This is a genomic window from Leekyejoonella antrihumi (assembly GCF_007845645.1).
Lineage (GTDB): Bacteria > Actinomycetota > Actinomycetes > Actinomycetales > Dermatophilaceae > Leekyejoonella > Leekyejoonella antrihumi.
In genome coordinates this window covers 1-17,143 of sequence record NZ_VCQV01000034.1, presented here as the reverse complement: position 1 = coordinate 17,143, position 17,143 = coordinate 1, and the positions used below count along the sequence as shown (strand labels likewise).

General features: G+C 69.2%; 15 protein-coding genes and 1 pseudogene. 9 read left to right on the top strand and 7 right to left on the bottom strand.

The annotated features are described in order from the left end of the window. The first annotated feature begins 85 nt into the window (after nucleotides 1-85). Nucleotides 86-5,602 carry an ATP-binding protein gene (locus FGL98_RS19405; RefSeq protein ID WP_246136649.1) on the top strand — a complete coding sequence of 1,839 codons (5,517 nt, stop codon included), beginning with the start codon at nucleotides 86-88 and terminating at the stop codon, nucleotides 5,600-5,602. Nucleotides 5,603-5,718: 116 nt separating this feature from the next. Here FGL98_RS19405 and FGL98_RS19400 read toward each other — a convergent pair whose 3' ends face one another. Both FGL98_RS19400 and FGL98_RS19395 read right to left on the bottom strand, forming a co-directional pair. Continuing rightward, entirely contained in the window at nucleotides 5,719-6,645 is a 927-nt protein-coding gene (locus tag FGL98_RS19400; RefSeq protein WP_146319564.1) for an LLM class flavin-dependent oxidoreductase, read from the bottom strand. A gap of 9 nt (nucleotides 6,646-6,654) precedes the next feature. Then, complete coding sequence (locus FGL98_RS19395) at nucleotides 6,655-7,188, bottom strand: hypothetical protein (RefSeq protein WP_186526264.1); 534 nt, start codon at nucleotides 7,186-7,188, stop codon at nucleotides 6,655-6,657. On the opposite strand from FGL98_RS19395, the pseudogene FGL98_RS27210 reads away from it, so the two are divergent. Then, a pseudogene (locus FGL98_RS27210) lies at nucleotides 7,136-7,393 on the top strand (response regulator transcription factor); the annotation flags it as partial. The gene FGL98_RS19395 and the pseudogene FGL98_RS27210 overlap by 53 nt on opposite strands. Before the next feature lie 81 nt (nucleotides 7,394-7,474). Here the strand turns inward: FGL98_RS27210 and FGL98_RS26460 are convergent. Next, entirely contained in the window at nucleotides 7,475-7,771 is a 297-nt protein-coding gene (locus FGL98_RS26460; protein WP_246136648.1) for a hypothetical protein, read from the bottom strand. A gap of 47 nt (nucleotides 7,772-7,818) precedes the next feature. Further along, nucleotides 7,819-8,526 carry a Type 1 glutamine amidotransferase-like domain-containing protein gene (locus tag FGL98_RS19385; RefSeq protein WP_146319560.1) on the bottom strand — a complete coding sequence of 236 codons (708 nt, stop codon included), beginning with the start codon at nucleotides 8,524-8,526 and terminating at the stop codon, nucleotides 7,819-7,821. 99 nt (nucleotides 8,527-8,625) lie between these two features. On the opposite strand from FGL98_RS19385, the gene FGL98_RS19380 reads away from it, so the two are divergent. Continuing rightward, nucleotides 8,626-9,408, top strand: coding sequence for a hypothetical protein (locus tag FGL98_RS19380; RefSeq protein ID WP_146319558.1), 783 nt, complete (start codon nucleotides 8,626-8,628; stop codon nucleotides 9,406-9,408). Nucleotides 9,409-9,434: 26 nt separating this feature from the next. On the opposite strand, the gene FGL98_RS19375 is transcribed toward FGL98_RS19380, so the two are convergent. Further along, nucleotides 9,435-9,914 (bottom strand): winged helix-turn-helix transcriptional regulator, encoded by a 480-nt coding sequence (locus FGL98_RS19375; RefSeq protein ID WP_146319556.1) that lies wholly within the window; start codon nucleotides 9,912-9,914, stop codon nucleotides 9,435-9,437. A gap of 45 nt (nucleotides 9,915-9,959) precedes the next feature. Between FGL98_RS19375 and FGL98_RS19370 the strand changes: the two genes are divergently transcribed. From FGL98_RS19370 to FGL98_RS19345, 6 genes are all read left to right on the top strand, one after another. Next, on the top strand, nucleotides 9,960-11,360 hold the full coding sequence (locus FGL98_RS19370) for an MFS transporter (protein WP_146319554.1): 1,401 nt from the start codon (nucleotides 9,960-9,962) through the stop codon (nucleotides 11,358-11,360). A 68-nt stretch (nucleotides 11,361-11,428) separates the two neighbouring features. Continuing rightward, nucleotides 11,429-12,313 carry an N-acetyl-1-D-myo-inositol-2-amino-2-deoxy-alpha-D-glucopyranoside deacetylase gene (gene mshB, locus FGL98_RS19365; RefSeq protein WP_146319552.1) on the top strand — a complete coding sequence of 295 codons (885 nt, stop codon included), beginning with the start codon at nucleotides 11,429-11,431 and terminating at the stop codon, nucleotides 12,311-12,313. Nucleotides 12,314-12,355: 42 nt separating this feature from the next. Further along, nucleotides 12,356-12,619 carry a hypothetical protein gene (locus FGL98_RS19360; RefSeq protein ID WP_146319550.1) on the top strand — a complete coding sequence of 88 codons (264 nt, stop codon included), beginning with the start codon at nucleotides 12,356-12,358 and terminating at the stop codon, nucleotides 12,617-12,619. A gap of 101 nt (nucleotides 12,620-12,720) precedes the next feature. Further along, nucleotides 12,721-13,128, top strand: coding sequence for a YciI family protein (locus tag FGL98_RS19355; protein ID WP_146319548.1), 408 nt, complete (start codon nucleotides 12,721-12,723; stop codon nucleotides 13,126-13,128). Then, nucleotides 13,125-14,264, top strand: a complete 1,140-nt coding sequence (locus FGL98_RS19350) for an RNA polymerase sigma factor (RefSeq protein ID WP_146319546.1) — start codon at nucleotides 13,125-13,127, stop codon at nucleotides 14,262-14,264. Before FGL98_RS19355 ends, FGL98_RS19350 begins: the two co-directional genes overlap by 4 nt. Nucleotides 14,265-14,334: 70 nt before the next feature. Beyond that, nucleotides 14,335-15,366: a hypothetical protein gene (locus FGL98_RS19345; RefSeq protein WP_146319544.1), complete on the top strand. Its 1,032-nt coding sequence runs from the start codon at nucleotides 14,335-14,337 to the stop codon at nucleotides 15,364-15,366. 3 nt (nucleotides 15,367-15,369) lie between these two features. On the opposite strand, the gene FGL98_RS19340 is transcribed toward FGL98_RS19345, so the two are convergent. Further along, on the bottom strand, nucleotides 15,370-16,164 hold the full coding sequence (locus FGL98_RS19340) for a deoxyribonuclease IV (RefSeq protein ID WP_146319542.1): 795 nt from the start codon (nucleotides 16,162-16,164) through the stop codon (nucleotides 15,370-15,372). 372 nt (nucleotides 16,165-16,536) lie between these two features. Next, nucleotides 16,537-17,143, bottom strand: a 607-nt coding sequence (locus tag FGL98_RS19335) for an HNH endonuclease signature motif containing protein (protein WP_146319540.1), incomplete at its 5' end; no start/stop codon positions are given.

Here is a 17,143-nt window from a genome sequence, read left to right as displayed (position 1 = left end):
AAGGCCGCGCGCACCCCGCAACTGGGCGCGACACCCGCGCGCCGGATACTCGCGAGTCCAGCGCCATCGTGGCAGGCTCAGGTGCGTGGCTCACTCATCCCGCTCGACCCTCTCCCGCATCGCCATCGTCAACCGTGGAGAGGCCGCGATGCGCCTCATCCACGCGGTGCGCGATCTCAACGCGCAGGCCGGGCCCGGTGGGCACCGCATCGAGACCGTTGCTCTGCATACCGACGGCGAGAAGCACGCGATGTTCGTGCGCGAGGCTGACCACGCCTACAACCTGGGCCCGGCTGCGGACCGCCCCTACCTCGACTACGCCATCCTCGAGCGGGCGCTGACCGAGTCCGGCGCCGATGCGGCGTGGGTCGGCTGGGGCTTCGTCGCCGAGGACCCGGGTTTTGCCGAGCTGTGCGCCCGCATCGACGTCACCTTCATCGGCCCGAGCCCCGGGGCGATGCGCAAGCTCGGTGACAAGATCGGCTCCAAGCTCATCGCCGAGGAGGTCGGTGTCCCCGTCGCGCCGTGGAGCGGTGGTGGCGTCGACACCCTCGAGGACGCCAAGGCGGCCGCCGCGCGCATCGGGTATCCGCTCATGCTCAAGGCAACCGCCGGCGGCGGCGGCCGCGGGATCCGCATGGTGACGTCCGACGCGGACCTCACCGACGCCTACGAGCGCACCCGCGACGAGGCACAGCGCGCGTTCGGGTCCGGCGTGGTCTTCCTCGAGCGGCTCATCACCGGCGCCCGGCACATCGAGGTCCAGGTGATCGCCGACGGGCAGGGCACCGCCTGGGCCCTCGGGGTGCGCGACTGCTCGGTGCAGCGACGCAACCAGAAGGTCATCGAGGAGTCGGCCTCTCCGGTGCTGCAGGCCGATCAGATCGACGAGGTGAAGTCCGCCGCCGAGCGACTCGCCGTCGCCGTGGGGTATGCCGGGGCCGGGACCGTGGAGTTCCTCTACCACCCGGGTGATCGGATCTTTGCGTTCCTCGAGGTCAACACCCGCCTGCAGGTCGAGCACCCGATCACCGAGATCACCACCGACACCGATCTCGTGCGAGCACAGATCCACATCGCCTCCGGCGGCACGCTGACCGGCAGCAGGCCGACCGAGTCCGGGCACGCCGTCGAGGCGCGGCTCAACGCCGAGGACCCGGACCGTGACTTCGCGCCCGCACCGGGGCGGATCGAGCTGCTCGCACTGCCGGCCGGTCCGGGCATCCGGGTCGACACCGGCGTCAGCGAGGGCGACTCGATCCCGGCCGACTTCGACTCGATGATCGCCAAGATCATCGCGCACGGCAGCACTCGCGACCAGGCGCTCGCCAGGCTGCGCCGTGCGGTCGCCGAGACCTCGGTGGTCATCGAGGGCGGCGCCACCAACAAGAGCTTCATCCTGGATCTGCTCGACCAGCCGGAGGTCATCGACGCGAGCGCGGACACCGGGTGGATCGACCGGGTGCGGCTCGAGGGCCGCCTGATGTCCGAGCGGCACTCCGGCATCGCGCTGATCACGGCAGGCATCCAGGCCTACGAGGACGACGAGCGCGTCGAGGTGGACCGCCTGCTGCAGATGGCACGCGGCGGGCGTCCGCAGGCTCAGCACGGCGCGGCCCGGCCGGTCGACCTCAAGCTGCGCGGCCGGGTATACCGGGTCGCGGTCTCCCGAGTCGGCGCCAGCCGGTTCCGGATCACCCTCAATGACAACGATCAGCAGCACGTCTGCGACGCCGACGTGGAGCCGATGGGCCGAGACCGGCTGCGGCTCACCGTGTCCGGGCAGAGCTTCCGGGTGCTCACCGCGATGCACGGTCCGATGCACTTCGTGGAGGTCGACGGCGTCGCGCACCGGGTCAGCCGCGACGAGGGCGGGATGATGCGCGCCCCCGCCCCCGCGCTCGTCGTGGCGACGCCCGTTGCCGCGGGCCAGGAGGTCGCGGCGGGTGCGACGGTCGTCGTCCTGGAGTCGATGAAGATGGAGACCCGCCTGGTCGCTCCCTTCCCGGCAATCGTGCGCGACCTGCAGGTCTCGGCCGGCAGCCAGGTCGAGGCCGGAGCTCCGCTGCTTCGACTGGAGCCGGTCACTGACGAGGCCGACGAGGAGCCGGGCGCCGCCGACAGCATCGACCTGGGCCTACCGGCCCCCGGCGGCCAGTGCGATGACCCGCTCCTGCGCGGCCTTGGCGACCTGCGAGCCGTCCTGCTCGGTTATGACGTGGACCCCGGCGACAACGGCCACACGCTCGAGCGCTACATGACCGCCCGCGAGGGCGCCACGGCCCAGGGCACGGACGTCCTACCCGGCGAGCTCGATCTGCTGCGACTCCTCTCCGACCTCGCCGACCTCAGCCGCAACCGACTGGTGGACAACGAGATGCACACCGAACTGCGGGTGCACAGCCCCAAGGAATACTTCCACAGCTATCTGCAGACGCTCGACATCGAGCGCAGTGGCCTGCCGGACAGCTTCAGTCGGCGACTCGAGTCGGTCCTTGCCCACTACGGCATCACCGAGCTGGACCGCACGCCTGCGCTGGAGGAGGCCGTATTCCGGATCTTCCTGGCCCAGCAGCGCTCTGCCCCGGACCTCGGTATCGTCACCGCGCTGCTGCAGCGGTGGCACACCGAGCCCGCCCCGCAGGGCGACGCCGCCGCAACGTCCCGCGAGGCCCTGGACCAGTTCGTGCTGGCCACGCAGCTGCGCTTCCCCGCCGTCGGCGACCTGGCCCGCAGCGTGCGGTTCCGCTGGTTCGACGAACCGGTGGTGGCGGCCGAGCGCGCATCCGTGCTGACCGGTCTGCACCACGAGGTCGAGGCGCTGGCGGCCGACCCGGACGCCGGCGACCGCGCCCGGCGGATGTCCGCGCTCGCGGCCATCCCCGAGCGGATCGTGACGATCCTCGCCGAACGGCTGGAGCACGGCATACCTACCAGGGAACCGCTGCTCGAGGTAATGATCCAGCGGCACTACCGCGAGTTTGCACTCACCGGTCAGCGTGCGATGCAGATCGACGGCCGACCGTTCGCCGTGGCGGACTATGTGCTCGATGAGCGCCCGACCCACCTGGTCACCTCCATCGGCAGCCGCGCCGAGCTCGAGCCCGGGACCGGCCTCACGCGCGCCCTGGCCGATCTGGTCGCGGATCGGTCGTCGCAGCAGGACGCGGTCGTCGACCTCTACCTGTCATGGCCCGACCTGCCCGAGGATCCCCAGGTTGCCTCCGCCGCGCTCGCCCGGACCCTGTCGTCGTTGGCGTTGGAGGTGCGGCGCATCGCGGTCGCCGCCTGCCCCGGTGGCGACCGCCCGGTCACCTACTTCACCTTCCGGCCCGGCGAGGACGGCCTGCAGGAGGACGTTCTGGTGCGCGACCTGCACCCGATGGTCGGCCGGCGGCTCAACCTGTGGCGCCTGCGCGAGTTCGACATCACTCGGGTCGAAGCGCCCGAGGATGTGCTGCTCTATCACTGCGTGGCCAAGAACAACGAGGCGGATCAGCGCCTCGTTGCCATGGCCCAGGTGCGCGAGCTCGCCCTCATTCGTGACGAAGACGGGCACGTCAGCTCCCTTCCTCAGGTGGAACGAGCAATCGCCAACTGTGTAGAGGGAATTCGGCGCGGGCGGTCGTCACTGCGCACCCCGAGGATCGCGCTCGACATGAACCATGTCTGGGTGCACGTCTGGCCGACGATCGACGCCGAGCTCGACCAGCTCACTGCTCTGAAGCGCGGCATCGCACCCATCACCGCGGGCGCAGGGATAGATGAGGTGATCGCCCAGGGCCAGGTGTCCGCCCCCGGCGGTGAGGTCGTGCCGCTCGCGGCCCGGTTCTACTACCGGCCCGGTGCCGGCGTGCAGTTCCGGATCGAGGACCCGCCGACCGAGCTGCTGAAGCCGATGGACGACTACGCGCAGAAGGTCGTTCGGGCGCGGCGGCGGGGCATGGTCTACCCCTACGAGGTGCAGTCGATGGTCGCCGGAGACGGCGGCGCGGTCCGCGAGCACGACCTGGATGACTCGGGGCGGCTCGTCCCGGTCGACCGTGCGCCCGGCCTCAACAAGGCGGGCATCGTCGCCGGCGTGGTCACCACTCCGACCAGCCTGCATCCGCAGGGGATCACTCGGGTCATCCTGTGCGGCGACCCGACCATGTCGCTGGGCGCGGTCGCCGAGCCGGAGTGCTCACGGATCATCGCCGCGATCGACCTGGCCGACGAGATGCGCGTCCCGGTCGAGTGGTACTCACTGTCGGCGGGGGCCCGCATCTCAATGGACTCGGGCACCGAGAACATGGACTGGGTTGCGCGCGCGCTGAAGCGGATCGTGGAGTTCACGCAGGCGGGCGGCGAGATCAACGTCGTCGTCGCGGGCATCAACGTGGGCGCCCAGCCATACTGGAACGCCGAGGCAACGATGCTCATGCACACCAAGGGTGTGCTCGTGATGACGCCGGTCAGCGCGATGGTCCTGACCGGCAAGCAGTCGCTGGACTTCTCCGGTGGCGTATCGGCCGAGGACAACTTCGGCATCGGCGGCTACGACCGAGTCATGGGTCCGAACGGGCAGGCACAGTACTGGGCGCCCGACCTGAAGAGCGCCCGCGACCTGCTGATCCAGCACTACGACTACAGCTACGTGGCTCCCGACGAGTCGTCGCCCCGCCGGGCCACGACGACCGACCCGAGCGACCGGGACATCACCGTGCTACCGCATGACATCGCCGACAGCGAGTTCCGCACGATCGGTGACATCTTCTCGGCGGCGACGAACCCGGAGCGCAAGAAGCCGTTCGACATCCGCACGGTGATGCGGGCACTGGTCGATCAGGACCAGCCCACGCTCGAGCGCTGGGCGGACATGGCCGACGCGAGCACCTCGGTCGTGTTCGACGCCAATCTTGGTGGCTGGCCGGTGAGCCTGCTCGGCATCGAGTCCCGGACCACCCCGCGGCGGGGCTTCCCTCCGACGGATGGACCGGACACCTACACGGCGGGCACGCTGTTTCCGCGGTCGTCGAAGAAGGCAGCGCGGGCGATCAACGCCGCGAGCGGCAACCGTCCGCTGGTGGTGCTGGCCAACCTGTCCGGATTCGACGGGTCACCGGACTCGATGCGCAACCTGCAACTCGAGTACGGCGCCGAGATCGGGCGGGCCATCGTCAACTTCGACGGGCCGATCGTCTTCTGCGTGATCTCCCGCTATCACGGTGGTGCGTTCGTGGTCTTCTCGAAGGTGCTCAACCCGCGGATGACCGTGCTGGCCATCGAGGGCTCGTATGCCTCGGTGCTCGGCGGCGCGCCGGCCGCGGCCGTGGTCTTTGCCAAGAAGGTCGACACGCTCACGTCCACGGATCTGCGGGTGGCCGCGTTGGAGGCGCAGCTGCAGCAGGCCACGGAGTCCGAACGGGCCCCGATCGCCGCCGAGCTCACTGAGGTGCGAACTGCTGTGCGCGCGGAGAAGATCGGCGAAGTTGCCGCCGACTTCGACGGCATACACAGCATTCACCGCGCGGTCGAGGTCGGGTCGGTGGATGCCGTGATCGAGGCCAGCGAGCTGCGTCCGCAGATCATCTCGGTGCTCGATCGGGAGGCCGCTCGCTGACCGCGGTTGCAGTGCGCGTTGGCTATAACTTCCGCGTCCACTGCACTCCACGGCCTCACCGACGGTTGCAGTGGATCCGTTGGCTATAGCGGCCGTGTTCACTGCACTCGACCACCTCAGTCGAGCTGCGGTATGACGTCGGCGGCCAGGCGCTCCAGCTGCTCGCGGTCCTCGGCGGCGTTCCTGCCGAGCGGATGCAGCAGGATCATCTCGGCCCCCGCGTCCCGCACTTCACGCAACCCCGTTGCCACCTCCTGCGGTGTTCCGTAGACCGGCGCCTCCTCGATGCCCGGCATCTGTCCGTAGGTGCGGTGCAGGCCGGTCAGCACGTGCTCGCGCGCCCGCTGCGGGTTGTCGTCCACCGCGAGATAGACCCGCTTGCCGATGGTGAACCCCGCCGGGTCCTTGCCCTGTCGGCCCAGCTCCGTGCGCAGCGTCGCGACATTCTGCCTGAACGCCGCCGTGCTCGATGAGCCGGCGCCGAGGAACGCGTCGCCGTGCCGGACGGCCCGCGCCAGTGCCTTGGGCGCGTTGGCACCGAACCAGATCGGCGGGTGCGGGCGTTGCACCGGTTTGGGCTGGATCGGCAGGTCATCCACCCGCCGGAACCGTCCGTCGAAGCTCACCTTCGACTCGTCCGACCAGGCCGCCTTCATCAGCTGCAGACCCTCGGTGAAGCGGGCGACGAAGGTCTGCCGATCCACCCCGAATGCCTCGAACTTGCGGAAGCCGCCGCCCGGGGCCACGCCGACATCGAGGCGCCCGTGACTGAGTCGGTCGACGGCCGTGATCGCAGACGCGAGCTGCAGTGGGTCGTGCAAGGACGTGACCAGCACCGCCACGCCGAGCCGGATCCGGGTCGTGCACGCCGCGGCATACGCGAGCAGCTCCAGCGGTGCGATGAACGGGGTCTGGCCGACTGCCTGCTCCATGACCCAGCCGCCCTCGAAGCCCAGCTCCTCGACGCGGGCGAGGTAGGCCTGCACCCCGTCCGCGTCGAAGCTGTCGACACCGAGTTGAGGAATGGAGATCGACCAGCGCATCTCTTGAGGCTACTCCGGCGTGCTGGACCTACGCCCGACTCGAGTCCTGTTGGTGATGCGCGAGGTCCATGCGCCAGGGCCACCCTCGAACGGGCGGCCAACCACCAGTGCGACCGGGACGAATGCAGCGAGCGCCGCGAGGATGCCAAGCCCTCCCGCGACCACTCCGCCGGTGCTGCCGCACACCACGAAGACCACCGCCGCGACAGCCCAGATCGGCACCCGCCGTGCGCGCCGCAGACCGATCAGCAGCAGCACGCTGCCCAGCGTCAGCCCGACGATGAAGAGCACGATCAGCAGCACCAGCATCGGGTAGCCCTCCGAGGCGTGATCCAGCGCAGCGAGCGCGGGCTGAACGCCGGTGCGACCGGCTCGGGCGGGTTCGGGCTGCGAGCACTGTTTCCGATCGATCGGGCAGATCGATGATTCGGGTGCCAGCGGCTTCCTGCTCAAGGACGTGCCCCGCGAGCAGCGGATCAGCGCGGTGCGCATGGTGGCTCGCGGTGACTCGATCTTGTCGCCGGCGCTCACCCGCCGGTTCATCGAGCGCTTCGTCGCCTCGCCGCCGCCGTCGAACGGGCTGCCCTCCGCACTTGCACCGCTCAGCAGACGGGAGCTGGAGGTCTTCGACCTGCTTGCTCGCGGCTCATCGAACGCTCAGATTGCGCAGCGGCTCTTCCTCGGCGAGGCCACGGTCAAGACCCACGTGGCCCAGATCCTTGCCAAGCCCAGCATCCGCGATCGGGTGCAGGCCGTGGTGCCGGCCTACATGAGACCGGCTACCTCCAGGCCGGATCCACCCGTCCCCCGCCAACGGCAACCGGATGAGCTAGATCAGCTTGCGTCGCTCTCGGCGCTCCCGCGCCGCCACCTGGCGCCGCTCCAGGTCGCGCAGGTAGCTGCGGAACGACAAGCGGGCCACCACCAGAAAGAGCACGCCCACCACGACAAGCACCGACCCGGCGATCCACAGCGCACGCTCACGGGTGCCGAACGCCGTGACGATCAGCACCAGCAGTCCGCCGACCACCCCGATCCCGCCGACCACCGCCGAGCCGGCACCCATCATCCGCACGAAGATGTGATCGAGCATCTTGTCCAGATCGATCTGTCGGGAGCGCGCCATGCCACCATCGTGGCAGACGGCCGGGAAGGCTGGCGGCGGCCGGCCCGTCAGCGCGTGAGCAACCGGGCCGGGATCGCGGACTCGACGGCGCTGTCCCCCACGCGGTGCACGCGATAGACCGGCCGACCCGGCTGCTCGCAGATCGCCTCGGCGACCTCGCCGTCGTGCCACACCAGGGCGGCATACTCATCGACCGCGTAGCCATCACCGAGGACTCCGGTGGCCACCCAGTCGAGGTATTGCTGCCGCCGCTGCACCTCGCCGAGGTAGTGCGGGCAGGCGCTGCCGGGCAGGAACCCGAGCCCGTCGCTCAACGGTGCCAGCGGCCCGAACGAGTCCGTGGACGAAGACTCGAACCAGCAGTTCATCCCGGCACTGATCCCCGCGAGCACCGTCCCGTCCGCCGCTGCCTGCTGCAGCAGCTCGGGCAGTCCGTGCAACCGCCAGACCACGAGCAGGTTCGCCGTCGAGCCGCCGCCGACATAGATGAGGTCCTGGTCGAGCAACATCGACGGGTCCGTGTATCCCCATGGATCGCGGCAGAAGAGCGACAGGACCGAAGTCTCGGCGCGACCGGCGAACGCCGCTTCGAACCGCTCGCTGTAGTCCGGTGCATCGCCACTTGCCGTGGGAATGAAGCAGATCCGCGGTCGGCTCTTGCCGGTCAGTTCAAGCAGGTGGTCGTCGATCGGCGAGCTGCCGTCCTCCGACATCGAGAACCCTCCGCCGCCCAGCGTGACGATCGTTCCCCTCATGATCTACTCCTTCTGGGTGGCGGTGCCGGCTGCGAGCCAGATTCTGCCACCCGCCCTTATCCGGTGGCCTCTCGCCGCCCCAAGTGCTCTACTCGACCTATGAGTGATGTGCCCGTGTCTACGACACCCGACGCGGACGACTTCCGCGCGCTGGCGCAGAGCTCGCCGTGGCTCTTCACCACGCTGCACTTCACCCATGCGAACTACTCTCGCGGCGGGGTCGAGACGGAGCCGGTTGAGGCCTGGCTCGATCGGGCCTCCGGGCGGGTCACCGTGCGCGGCGTCGATGGGGTCGACGTTGCTGAGGGGGTGCCATACGGCGGGTCACCTGCCGCGTTGCATGCCGTCGCCGAAGGTGACTCGTGCGAGTCTCCCTCCGACGCCGACCAGCTCGGCCCGACCGGCCCTGTCCGTCGACCCGACGGTCTGGTCGCGGAACGGCCGAACGGCTGGCACTTCGAGCACGGCGATCCGATGTGGCGCGACTATCAGTGGACCGCCATGCTCGACCCGCTGGAGCTGCATCATGGGGTGCAGATCGATGACGTTGCGGCCACGACGCGTGGCGGCCGAGAGACCTGGTCGGCCACCTGCCGTCCGCTGATGGGCGCCGGAGAGGACTGGGACGGTGGTTACGACCCGCGGTGCGGGTGCTGCCCCCTGCTCGACAGCACGGCGAGCCGGACCCTCGAATACGGGGCCGACGACCCGCTGACGCTCGACACCGAGCTGCCCACCGCCTACCTCGTCCACCTGGACGTGCAGACGGCCGTCGTCGTCGAGGTGAGAGCCCTCGACGGCCGGGGAGGTCTCGTCCTTCGCAACGACATCGACGCCGTCGACCAGCCGCTGGACGCACCGCAGCCACGCCGGCGCCGATGACGATCGCGGCCAACCGCCGCTCGGAGTCAGACCGGGCCGGCCAGGTCCCAGCCCTCGGCGTGGACGGTGCGGTCCACATCCCGCGCGTGGACCACTTCGCCGCACGTGGCGCACACAACCTGCGAGCGCAGCTCGTGGTCTCGGTGCATGAGCGTCAACGGCGCGTCGTGCACCGCCCACTTGTCACCCCACTCCAGCAGGGTCCGCAGCACCGGTGCCAGCTCACGACCGGCCTGCGTCAGGTGGTAGTCCGAACGCGGCGGTGAGTCCTGGTACCGGCGACGTTCGAGGATGCCGATCTGCACCAGCTCCTTGAGCCGGGCAGCGAGCCGGTCTCGCGGGGCTCCGGTGTTGCGTGCGATCTGGCTGAAGCGTCGATTGCCGAACGTCACCTCCCGCACCGCGAGCAGCGACCACCGGTCACCGACGAGATCCAGAGCCGCGGCCACCGAGCACGGGCGGCCCGGAACGTCGACCGATACCAGAGGCGAGTGCTGAGCAGACATACCTCTAGGTTTGCATATCAAACCACGAGGCGCTACCGTCAGGGCATGTCAGTTGGAGATTCAAACCATCGACGATGGCTCGTCATCACCGTGATCGTCGCTGCCGTGTTCATGTCCAACCTGGATCTGTGGATCGTCAATGTCGCCTTCGTCGACATGGGTCGCGGCTTCCACGCCTCACTCTCGAGTCTTTCGTGGGTGCTGAACGCGTATGCGGTCACCTTGGCCGCGCTGCTGATCCCCGGCGGGCGCCTCGGTGACCGCATCGGGCACCGTCGCGTGTTCCTCGTGGGAATCACCGTCTTCACGTTGGCCTCCGTGGCCTGCGCGCTCGCCCCGAACGTCGGCGTGCTGGTGTTCGCGCGAATCGTGCAGGCTGCGGGGGCCGCCGCTCAGCTGCCGACGTCACTGGCCCTGCTGCTCGCCGCCGTGCCCGAGTCCGCGCGCACCTCCGCGGCCCGCGGCTGGTCGGCGGTCGGCGCACTGTCGGCCGTGGCCGGACCGGTGCTCGGAGGCCTGCTGGTCAGCATCAGCTGGCGGTGGGTCTTTCTGGTCAACCTCCCGGTCGGGGTGCTGACCGTCATCGCTGGTCGGAGCGTCCTGCCTCATCCACCGGCCCGCGAGCGCGAGCCGCTCCCCGACCTGGTGGGCAGCGTCCTGCTGATCGTCGCCGTCGCCTCGCTCACCGGCGCGCTGGTCCAGGCACCGACCTGGGGGTGGACGGCGCCACGGACCGTGGGCCTGGTCGCCGTCGCGGTTGTCGGTGCGGTCGCGTTTGTGCGGCGATGCATGACGCATCCGCATCCGATGGTCGAGCTGCCCCTGCTGCAAATCCGACGGTTTGCCATGGCCAACGCCGCGACCGTCCTGTTCAGCGTCGCCTTCGGCATCATGCTGCTCTCCAACGCCTTGTGGTGCCAGGACGTTTGGCACTACTCGGCATTGCGGACGGGGCTGGCGATGGCGCCCGGTCCAGCGATGGTCCCCATCGTCACCTTCGCCTCGGCCCGGTTGGTCGCCCGGATCGGCTCGGGACCAGTTGCCGCCATCGGCAGTGTGGTCTTCGGCGCCGGGCTGGCCTGGCTGGTCGCACTGGCCGGTACGACACCGGACTACCTGCGTGAGCTGCTGCCCAGCATGATCATCGGTGGCATCGGCGTTGGCCTCGCGCTCAGCACGTTGATCGCCGCGGGAGCGACGGCGCTACCCGACCACCGTGCTGCTACTGGGTCCGCGTTCATCAACTCCGCCCGCCAGATCGCGTCGGCGCTGGGCGTCGCGGTGCTGGTCACGATCCTCGGCAGTCGCGCGAGCGTGCTGCACAACTACGACCTCGCGTGGACTGTGGCAGCCGCTCTGGCGGTGGTCTGCGCCGCGGTCAGCCTTGCCCTCCCCGCCGCGTCACCGGCAACGGACGAGGCCCGAGCGGTTACCGTAGTGCGGTGACGCAGCCCCGCTCCACCACTCAGGCGCCCTCAGACATCCGGACGACTTCCCCACTCGATCGTCGGTTGATGCTCGTCCATGCCCATCCGGACGACGAGAGCAGCTCCACGGGCGCCACCATGGCCCGGTATGTCGCAGAGGGCGCGGCGGTCACGCTCGTCACCTGCACGCTCGGCGAGCTCGGCGAGGTGGTCGTTCCCGAGCTTGCGCACCTGGCCGCTGACCAGGAGGGCACCCTGGCCGCCCACCGGCAGGAGGAGCTGGCGGCGGCGATGGCCGAGCTGGGGGTCACCGACTTCGTCCGCCTCGGCGGTGACGGACGATGGCGCGACTCCGGCATGGCCTACGACGAGAAGCGCGGGGTCGTGCCGATGCCGGACACCCATGACGAGAGCTTCTGGCGGGCCGACCTGCTGGAGGCGGCGAACGAGCTGGTCGCGCTGATCCGTGATCGGCGACCGCAGGTGCTGATCACCTACGACGAGAACGGCCACTACGGCCACCCCGATCACATCCAGGCGCACCGCGTCGCGATGTATGCCGCGTCGCTGGCCGCCGTGCCTTCGCACCGGCGCGATCTCGGTGAGCCGTGGGCTGTCCAGCGCATCCTGTGGATCGCGATGTCGGAGAGCATGATCCGCACGATGATCCGCCAAGCACGCGAGGCGGGCGAGTCGAACGACTTCTTCGACTCCTTCGACATCGACTCCGACGAGCCTCCGATGATGAGCGTGCGGGACTCCGACATCGACGTGCGGGTCGACGGATATCCCTACGCGGCGCAACGTTTCGCGGCGCTGCGGTCGCACAAGACGCAGATCGCCGCGGATGAGTTCTTCTTCAAGTTCGAGGATGCCCCGGCCGGACCGCTGTGGGAGGAGTGCTACCGGTTCGCCGGCGGCATACCCTTCGACGGCCCCTCCGACGACCTCTTCGCCGGTCTCGACCGGTAGCACGTCGCGGGAGGCGGTGTGCCGGTCCGTTAGTCTCGGCACATGTGGATCAGGGTCGTGGTGCTGCTCGTGGTGGTGGCCGTCATCTACCTGGCGATGCGCCGACGCAGAGCACCCGAGGTCCCTGCCGAGCGGATCGAAGAGTTCGACCTGCGGCTGTCACATGACGCGCGGGTGGCGATCGGCACGGCCATCGCCAGACACCGGAAGATCCTGGCGGTCAAGCTCTACCGTGCGGACACTGGCGCCGACCTCGCGACCAGCAAGGCTGCGATCGACAAGTGGTACAAGGGGATCCACGGATAGTTTCGCGGCGTCTAGGTGATCGGTGTCGAGATCGCGTCATCGGCTCCGTCTCAGAGGTATGAGCGGCCACAATGGCTGCCAGACCACAAAGGAGCACCGCCATGAAGTATCTGCTGCTGAAGCACTACCGCGGCAACCCGACCCCCGCCGTCGACTTCGCGCCGATGGACCAGTGGACACCGCAGGAGGTCGATGCGCACATCACGTTCATGCATGACTTCGCCGCTCGCCTGGAGCAGACCGGCGAGTTCGTCGACGGCCAGGCGCTCGCCCCGGAAGGGGCCTTCGTGCGGTATGACGGGGCGGGTCGCCCACCCGTTGTCGACGGCCCCTTTCCGGAGACCAAGGACCTCATCGCCGGCTGGATGGCCATCGACGTGGAGTCGTGGGACCGCGCGGTCGAGCTCGCCGGCGAGCTGTCCGCGGCGCCGGGGCCCGACGGGAAGCCGATCTACGAGTGGCTCGAGGTGCGGCCCTTTCTTGCCGAGCCGCCCACGGTCACCGAGTGAACGAATCGCTGCTGCGGGAGCTGACCCCTGCAGTCATCGGCGTCCTCGTCCGGCGCGGAGCGGATTTCGCGTCGGCCGAGGACGCCGTGCAGGAGGCGCTGGTCAAAGCACTCGCAACCTGGCCCGACGATCCGCCACGCGACCCGAAGGGGTGGCTGGTCACGGCCGCCTGGCGCAAGTTTCTGGACCACACCCGCTCCGAGATCTCTCGCCGCGACCGCGAGCTGGCGGTCGAGGTCGAGCCGCCCGCCGGCCCTGCGGCAACCACCGACGACACGATGCGGCTCTACTTCCTCTGCGCCCACCCGACCCTGTCTCCCGCGTCGGCGGTCGCCCTGACCCTGCGGGCGGTCGGCGGCCTGACCACCCGACAGATCGCCACCGCGTACCTCATCCCCGAGGCGACGATGGCCCAGCGCATCAGCCGAGCCAAGCGCCGGATCGCTGGCGTGCCACTCAACCAACCGGGTGACCTCGCGACGGTGCTGCGCGTCCTCTATCTCGTCTTCAACGAGGGCTACGGCGGCGACGTGGATCTGGCCGCCGAGGCGATCCGCCTGGCTCGCCAGCTGGCCGCCCTGACCGACGAGCCGGAGGTGGAGGGGCTGCTTGCCCTGATGCTGTTGCATCACGCCCGGCGGGCGTCACGCACCGGGCCGGACGGGCGTCTCGTGCCGCTCGCCGAGCAGGATCGCGCACTGTGGGACACCGCGCTGATCGTCGAGGGCGTCGAGGTCCTGCAGGCGGCACTGGCCCGTGACCGGCTGGGCGAGTACCAGGCCCAGGCGGCGATTGCCGCGCTGCACGCCGATGCCCAGGATGTGTCCGAGACCGACTGGGTCCAGATCGTCGAGTGGTACGACGAGCTGGTGCGACTCACCGACAGTCCCGTGGTGCGTCTCAACCGGGCGGTGGCCGTGGGTCAGGCGGATGGACCGCAGGCCGGACTGGCCGCGCTCGCCGACCTCGATCCTGGGCTTCCCCGCTACGTCGCGGTGACGGCATACCTGACCGAACAGTCCGGCAGCCGGCAGGACGCGGCCAAACTGTATGCCGAGGCCGCCCGTGCCGCGACCAGCGTTGCCGAGCGCGACCATCTGACCCGGCAGGCCGCGCGGGTGCGCCAACGGCCATGAGCCTGTCGGCTCGCTAGTCTGTGCGACATAGGTGGCCGTGTCCGGCCACGCGGGTCGGAGGGAGTGCGCGATGCGCCTGGCCGATCGGCTGCCCCGCCTCGCCGCGGCCCCGTTGCATGACCGGGCTCCCCTGTCTCGATTCGAGACCTTCCTGTTCAGTGCGGTCGCCACGGTGCTGATCACCCGCGCCTACCTCGCGGCCACCGGCTACCCGCAGGTCGGCAGCGGGAACCTGCACATCGCGCACGTCCTGTGGGGCGGCCTGCTGATGGGCGTGGCAATTGTGGCGCTGGTGATCGTGCCGGGCGGCGCAGTCAAGATGCGCGCCGCACTGATCGGTGGCATCGGTTTCGGGCTGTTCATCGATGAGGTCGGCAAGTTCCTGACCAAGGATGTGGACTACTTCTTCCAACCCGCGATCGCCGTCATGTACGTCGTATTCGTCGTCTTCTATCTCGTGGTCCGGGCCGTGCTGCAGCGCCGCAAGCTGACCGACAGGCTGCGGCTGGCCACGGGTTTGGATGCCCTGTCCGATCAGGTGCGGGGGCAGTTGAAGCAGTCCCAGCGCACGCTCGTGATCGCGTTGCTGGACGAGATCACCGACCCCAGTCTGCGAGCGGTGTCGGTGCAGGTGCGGACTGCGCTGGCGGACGATGCGTTGGGTGAGACCGGTTTCGAGCATCGGCTGACGGTGTGGCGTGATGGCCTGAGTCGGATCGTGGAGAGAGTCCTCGCGGACCGTGCGGCTCAGCGGATCGTCCTGGGGTTCTTTGTGTTGCAAGCAGCGCTCTCGGTGACCGACATCGTCTACGTCCTGGTGACTCACTCCGCCCGCACAGGTGAGGCGGCGGCCGGGCCGGCGGCGACGATCTCCGGCGGAGTCGTCACCGTCATGGTGATCGTCGGTGTGACGCTGCTGCTCCAGGACCGCCATCTAGCTGCTCTACGCGTGCTGCACGCCGCGATCGTGATCAACCTTCTGGTCGGTCAGGTGTTCCTCTTCGCCAGTCAGCAGCTCGGCGCGCTCGCCGGGTTTGCTCTGGCGCTGGTCATGCTGGCCGTTCTGCGCACCGCGATCCGGCAGCAGGAGCTGGCGCAATAGCGGTCAGAGTCTCGCGCGCAGGAACTCGAAGTCGGCTCGATGCTCGTCGACACCGCCGGGGGTCTCGCAGACGACCGGCGCTCCCGCATCCCGGATGACCGCAGCAAGCTCGTCCGGGTCCAGGTGTCCCTGTCCGAAGTTGGTGTGCCGGTCGGCACCGGAGTCGAACGTGTCGCGGCTGTCGTTGGCGTGCACGAGGTCGATCCGACCAGTGATCGCGTGGAGCTGCGCGACCGCGTCGCTCAGTGCGATGCCGCCGGCCCAGGCGTGGCAGGTGTCGAGGCAGAAGCCGACCTGCTCGTGCCCGTCGGCCTGCGAGATCGCGTCCCAGACTGCCTGCAGGCGATCGAGACGTCGCGCCATCGCGAAGTCGCCCCCGGCGGTGTTTTCGAGCAGCAGCGGGATCCTGCAGGTGGTCGCCTCGACCGCCTTGCGCCAGTTGTCGAAGCCCTTGGCCGGGTCGTCCGGTTTGCTGACGTGACCGCCGTGCACGATCAGCCCCTTCGCGCCGATCTCGGCCGCGGCGTCCAGGTGCTGCTGCAGCAGCTTGCGGCTCGGGATGCGGATCCGGTTGTTTGTCGAGGCAACGTTGATGATGTAGGGCGCGTGAACGTAGAGGTCGATGCCCGCGTCCTCGGCGGCGGACCGCAACGCGGCTGCGCCGCCCGCATAGCGCACCTCGGGGCCCTTGTACCCCTGCGGGTCGCCGAGGAAGAACTGCGCGAGCGTCGCCCCGCGAGCCTGGGCCTCGGCAACCGGGTCGGTCTGGTCCACGTGCGCGCCGATCGAGATCGTCATGGGACCAGCCTACGGAATGGGCCGCTGCGTCCTGCCCGACTCCCATCGCGAGGAGTGCCGCCCAATGGATCGTGGCTCGACGCCCTGGTCTAGGTCTAGGTCTAGGTCTAGGTCTACGGCTACGGCTACGCGTCCCACCAATGACTTCGACACGGCCTCGCAAGCTCACCCTACTCAATCCAAGGATTGAGTAGGGCCGAAGAGCAGCCCCCGCCACCCGCCGCGGTATCCGACACCACCGGCAGAGCAAGCGACGCTCTCCCACGCTGGTTGAGTCTAGGGCGAGGAACGAGCCCGTATCGAAACCCCTTGACGCCCAATGGGATCGAGGCTCGACGTCCTGGTTGTGGGCGCACTTCTCCCCTGGAAGGCTCAGGCGGTTTGTGCTTGGTCCGGTGGTGCGCCTGGCCCGTAGGCCAGCGGGTCGTCCGGCGGTAGCGGCTGGGTGGGCATTCGCCCGGGTACCAGGTCCCACACGACCTCGGTGTCGCCGATCCACGGGAGATACCCCTTGGAGTGCACGATGTGATGATGGCGACTACAAAGAAGAGTGCCGTTGGCTAGATCACTGCGTCCGCCCACCCACCACGGGACGCCGTGGTGCGCCTCGCACCAGGGCGCAGGCCTATCGCATCCAGGGAAGGTGCATCCCCGGTCTCGTTTGACGATCGCCGCCCGGGTCGCGGGCCGGAAGCACCGGGAGGCTTGGCCCACGTCCAAGGGTTGCGACTGGGTGCCGATCACCATCGGCACCAACCGTGCCGTGCACGCCAACGCCCGCGCGGTCCCCGCATCAATGATCTGCCCCAACGCGGTGACCGCGTGCCCCGCGTTGACCAGCGACCCGATCAACACCGACAGCGGGATGGTGATCGTGGCCTTCACCGACACGCGACCCCCATCCTGCTCGCTCGCACGAGTGCCCGCGTTGATCAGCTCCATCAACGCGTCGGCGCGGCGCTTACCCGGGGAGCGCTGA

Bases quoted from the DNA above. Each gene is read 5' to 3' on its own strand.
- FGL98_RS19380 (WP_146319558.1), top strand. From the start codon at position 8,626: ATGAGTGATGTGCCCGTGTCTACGACACCCGACGCGGACGACTTCCGC.
- FGL98_RS19345 (WP_146319544.1), top strand. From the start codon at position 14,335: ATGCGCCTGGCCGATCGGCTGCCCCGCCTCGCCGCGGCCCCGTTGCAT.
- mshB (WP_146319552.1), top strand. From the start codon at position 11,429: ATGCTCGTCCATGCCCATCCGGACGACGAGAGCAGCTCCACGGGCGCC.
- FGL98_RS19385 (WP_146319560.1), bottom strand. From the start codon at position 8,526: ATGAGGGGAACGATCGTCACGCTGGGCGGCGGAGGGTTCTCGATGTCG.
- FGL98_RS19355 (WP_146319548.1), top strand. From the start codon at position 12,721: ATGAAGTATCTGCTGCTGAAGCACTACCGCGGCAACCCGACCCCCGCC.
- FGL98_RS19360 (WP_146319550.1), top strand. From the start codon at position 12,356: ATGTGGATCAGGGTCGTGGTGCTGCTCGTGGTGGTGGCCGTCATCTAC.
- FGL98_RS19370 (WP_146319554.1), top strand. From the start codon at position 9,960: ATGTCAGTTGGAGATTCAAACCATCGACGATGGCTCGTCATCACCGTG.
- FGL98_RS19340 (WP_146319542.1), bottom strand. From the start codon at position 16,164: ATGACGATCTCGATCGGCGCGCACGTGGACCAGACCGACCCGGTTGCC.
- FGL98_RS19400 (WP_146319564.1), bottom strand. From the start codon at position 6,645: ATGCGCTGGTCGATCTCCATTCCTCAACTCGGTGTCGACAGCTTCGAC.
- FGL98_RS19375 (WP_146319556.1), bottom strand. From the start codon at position 9,914: ATGTCTGCTCAGCACTCGCCTCTGGTATCGGTCGACGTTCCGGGCCGC.
- FGL98_RS26460 (WP_246136648.1), bottom strand. From the start codon at position 7,771: ATGGCGCGCTCCCGACAGATCGATCTGGACAAGATGCTCGATCACATC.
- FGL98_RS19395 (WP_186526264.1), bottom strand. From the start codon at position 7,188: ATGAACCGGCGGGTGAGCGCCGGCGACAAGATCGAGTCACCGCGAGCC.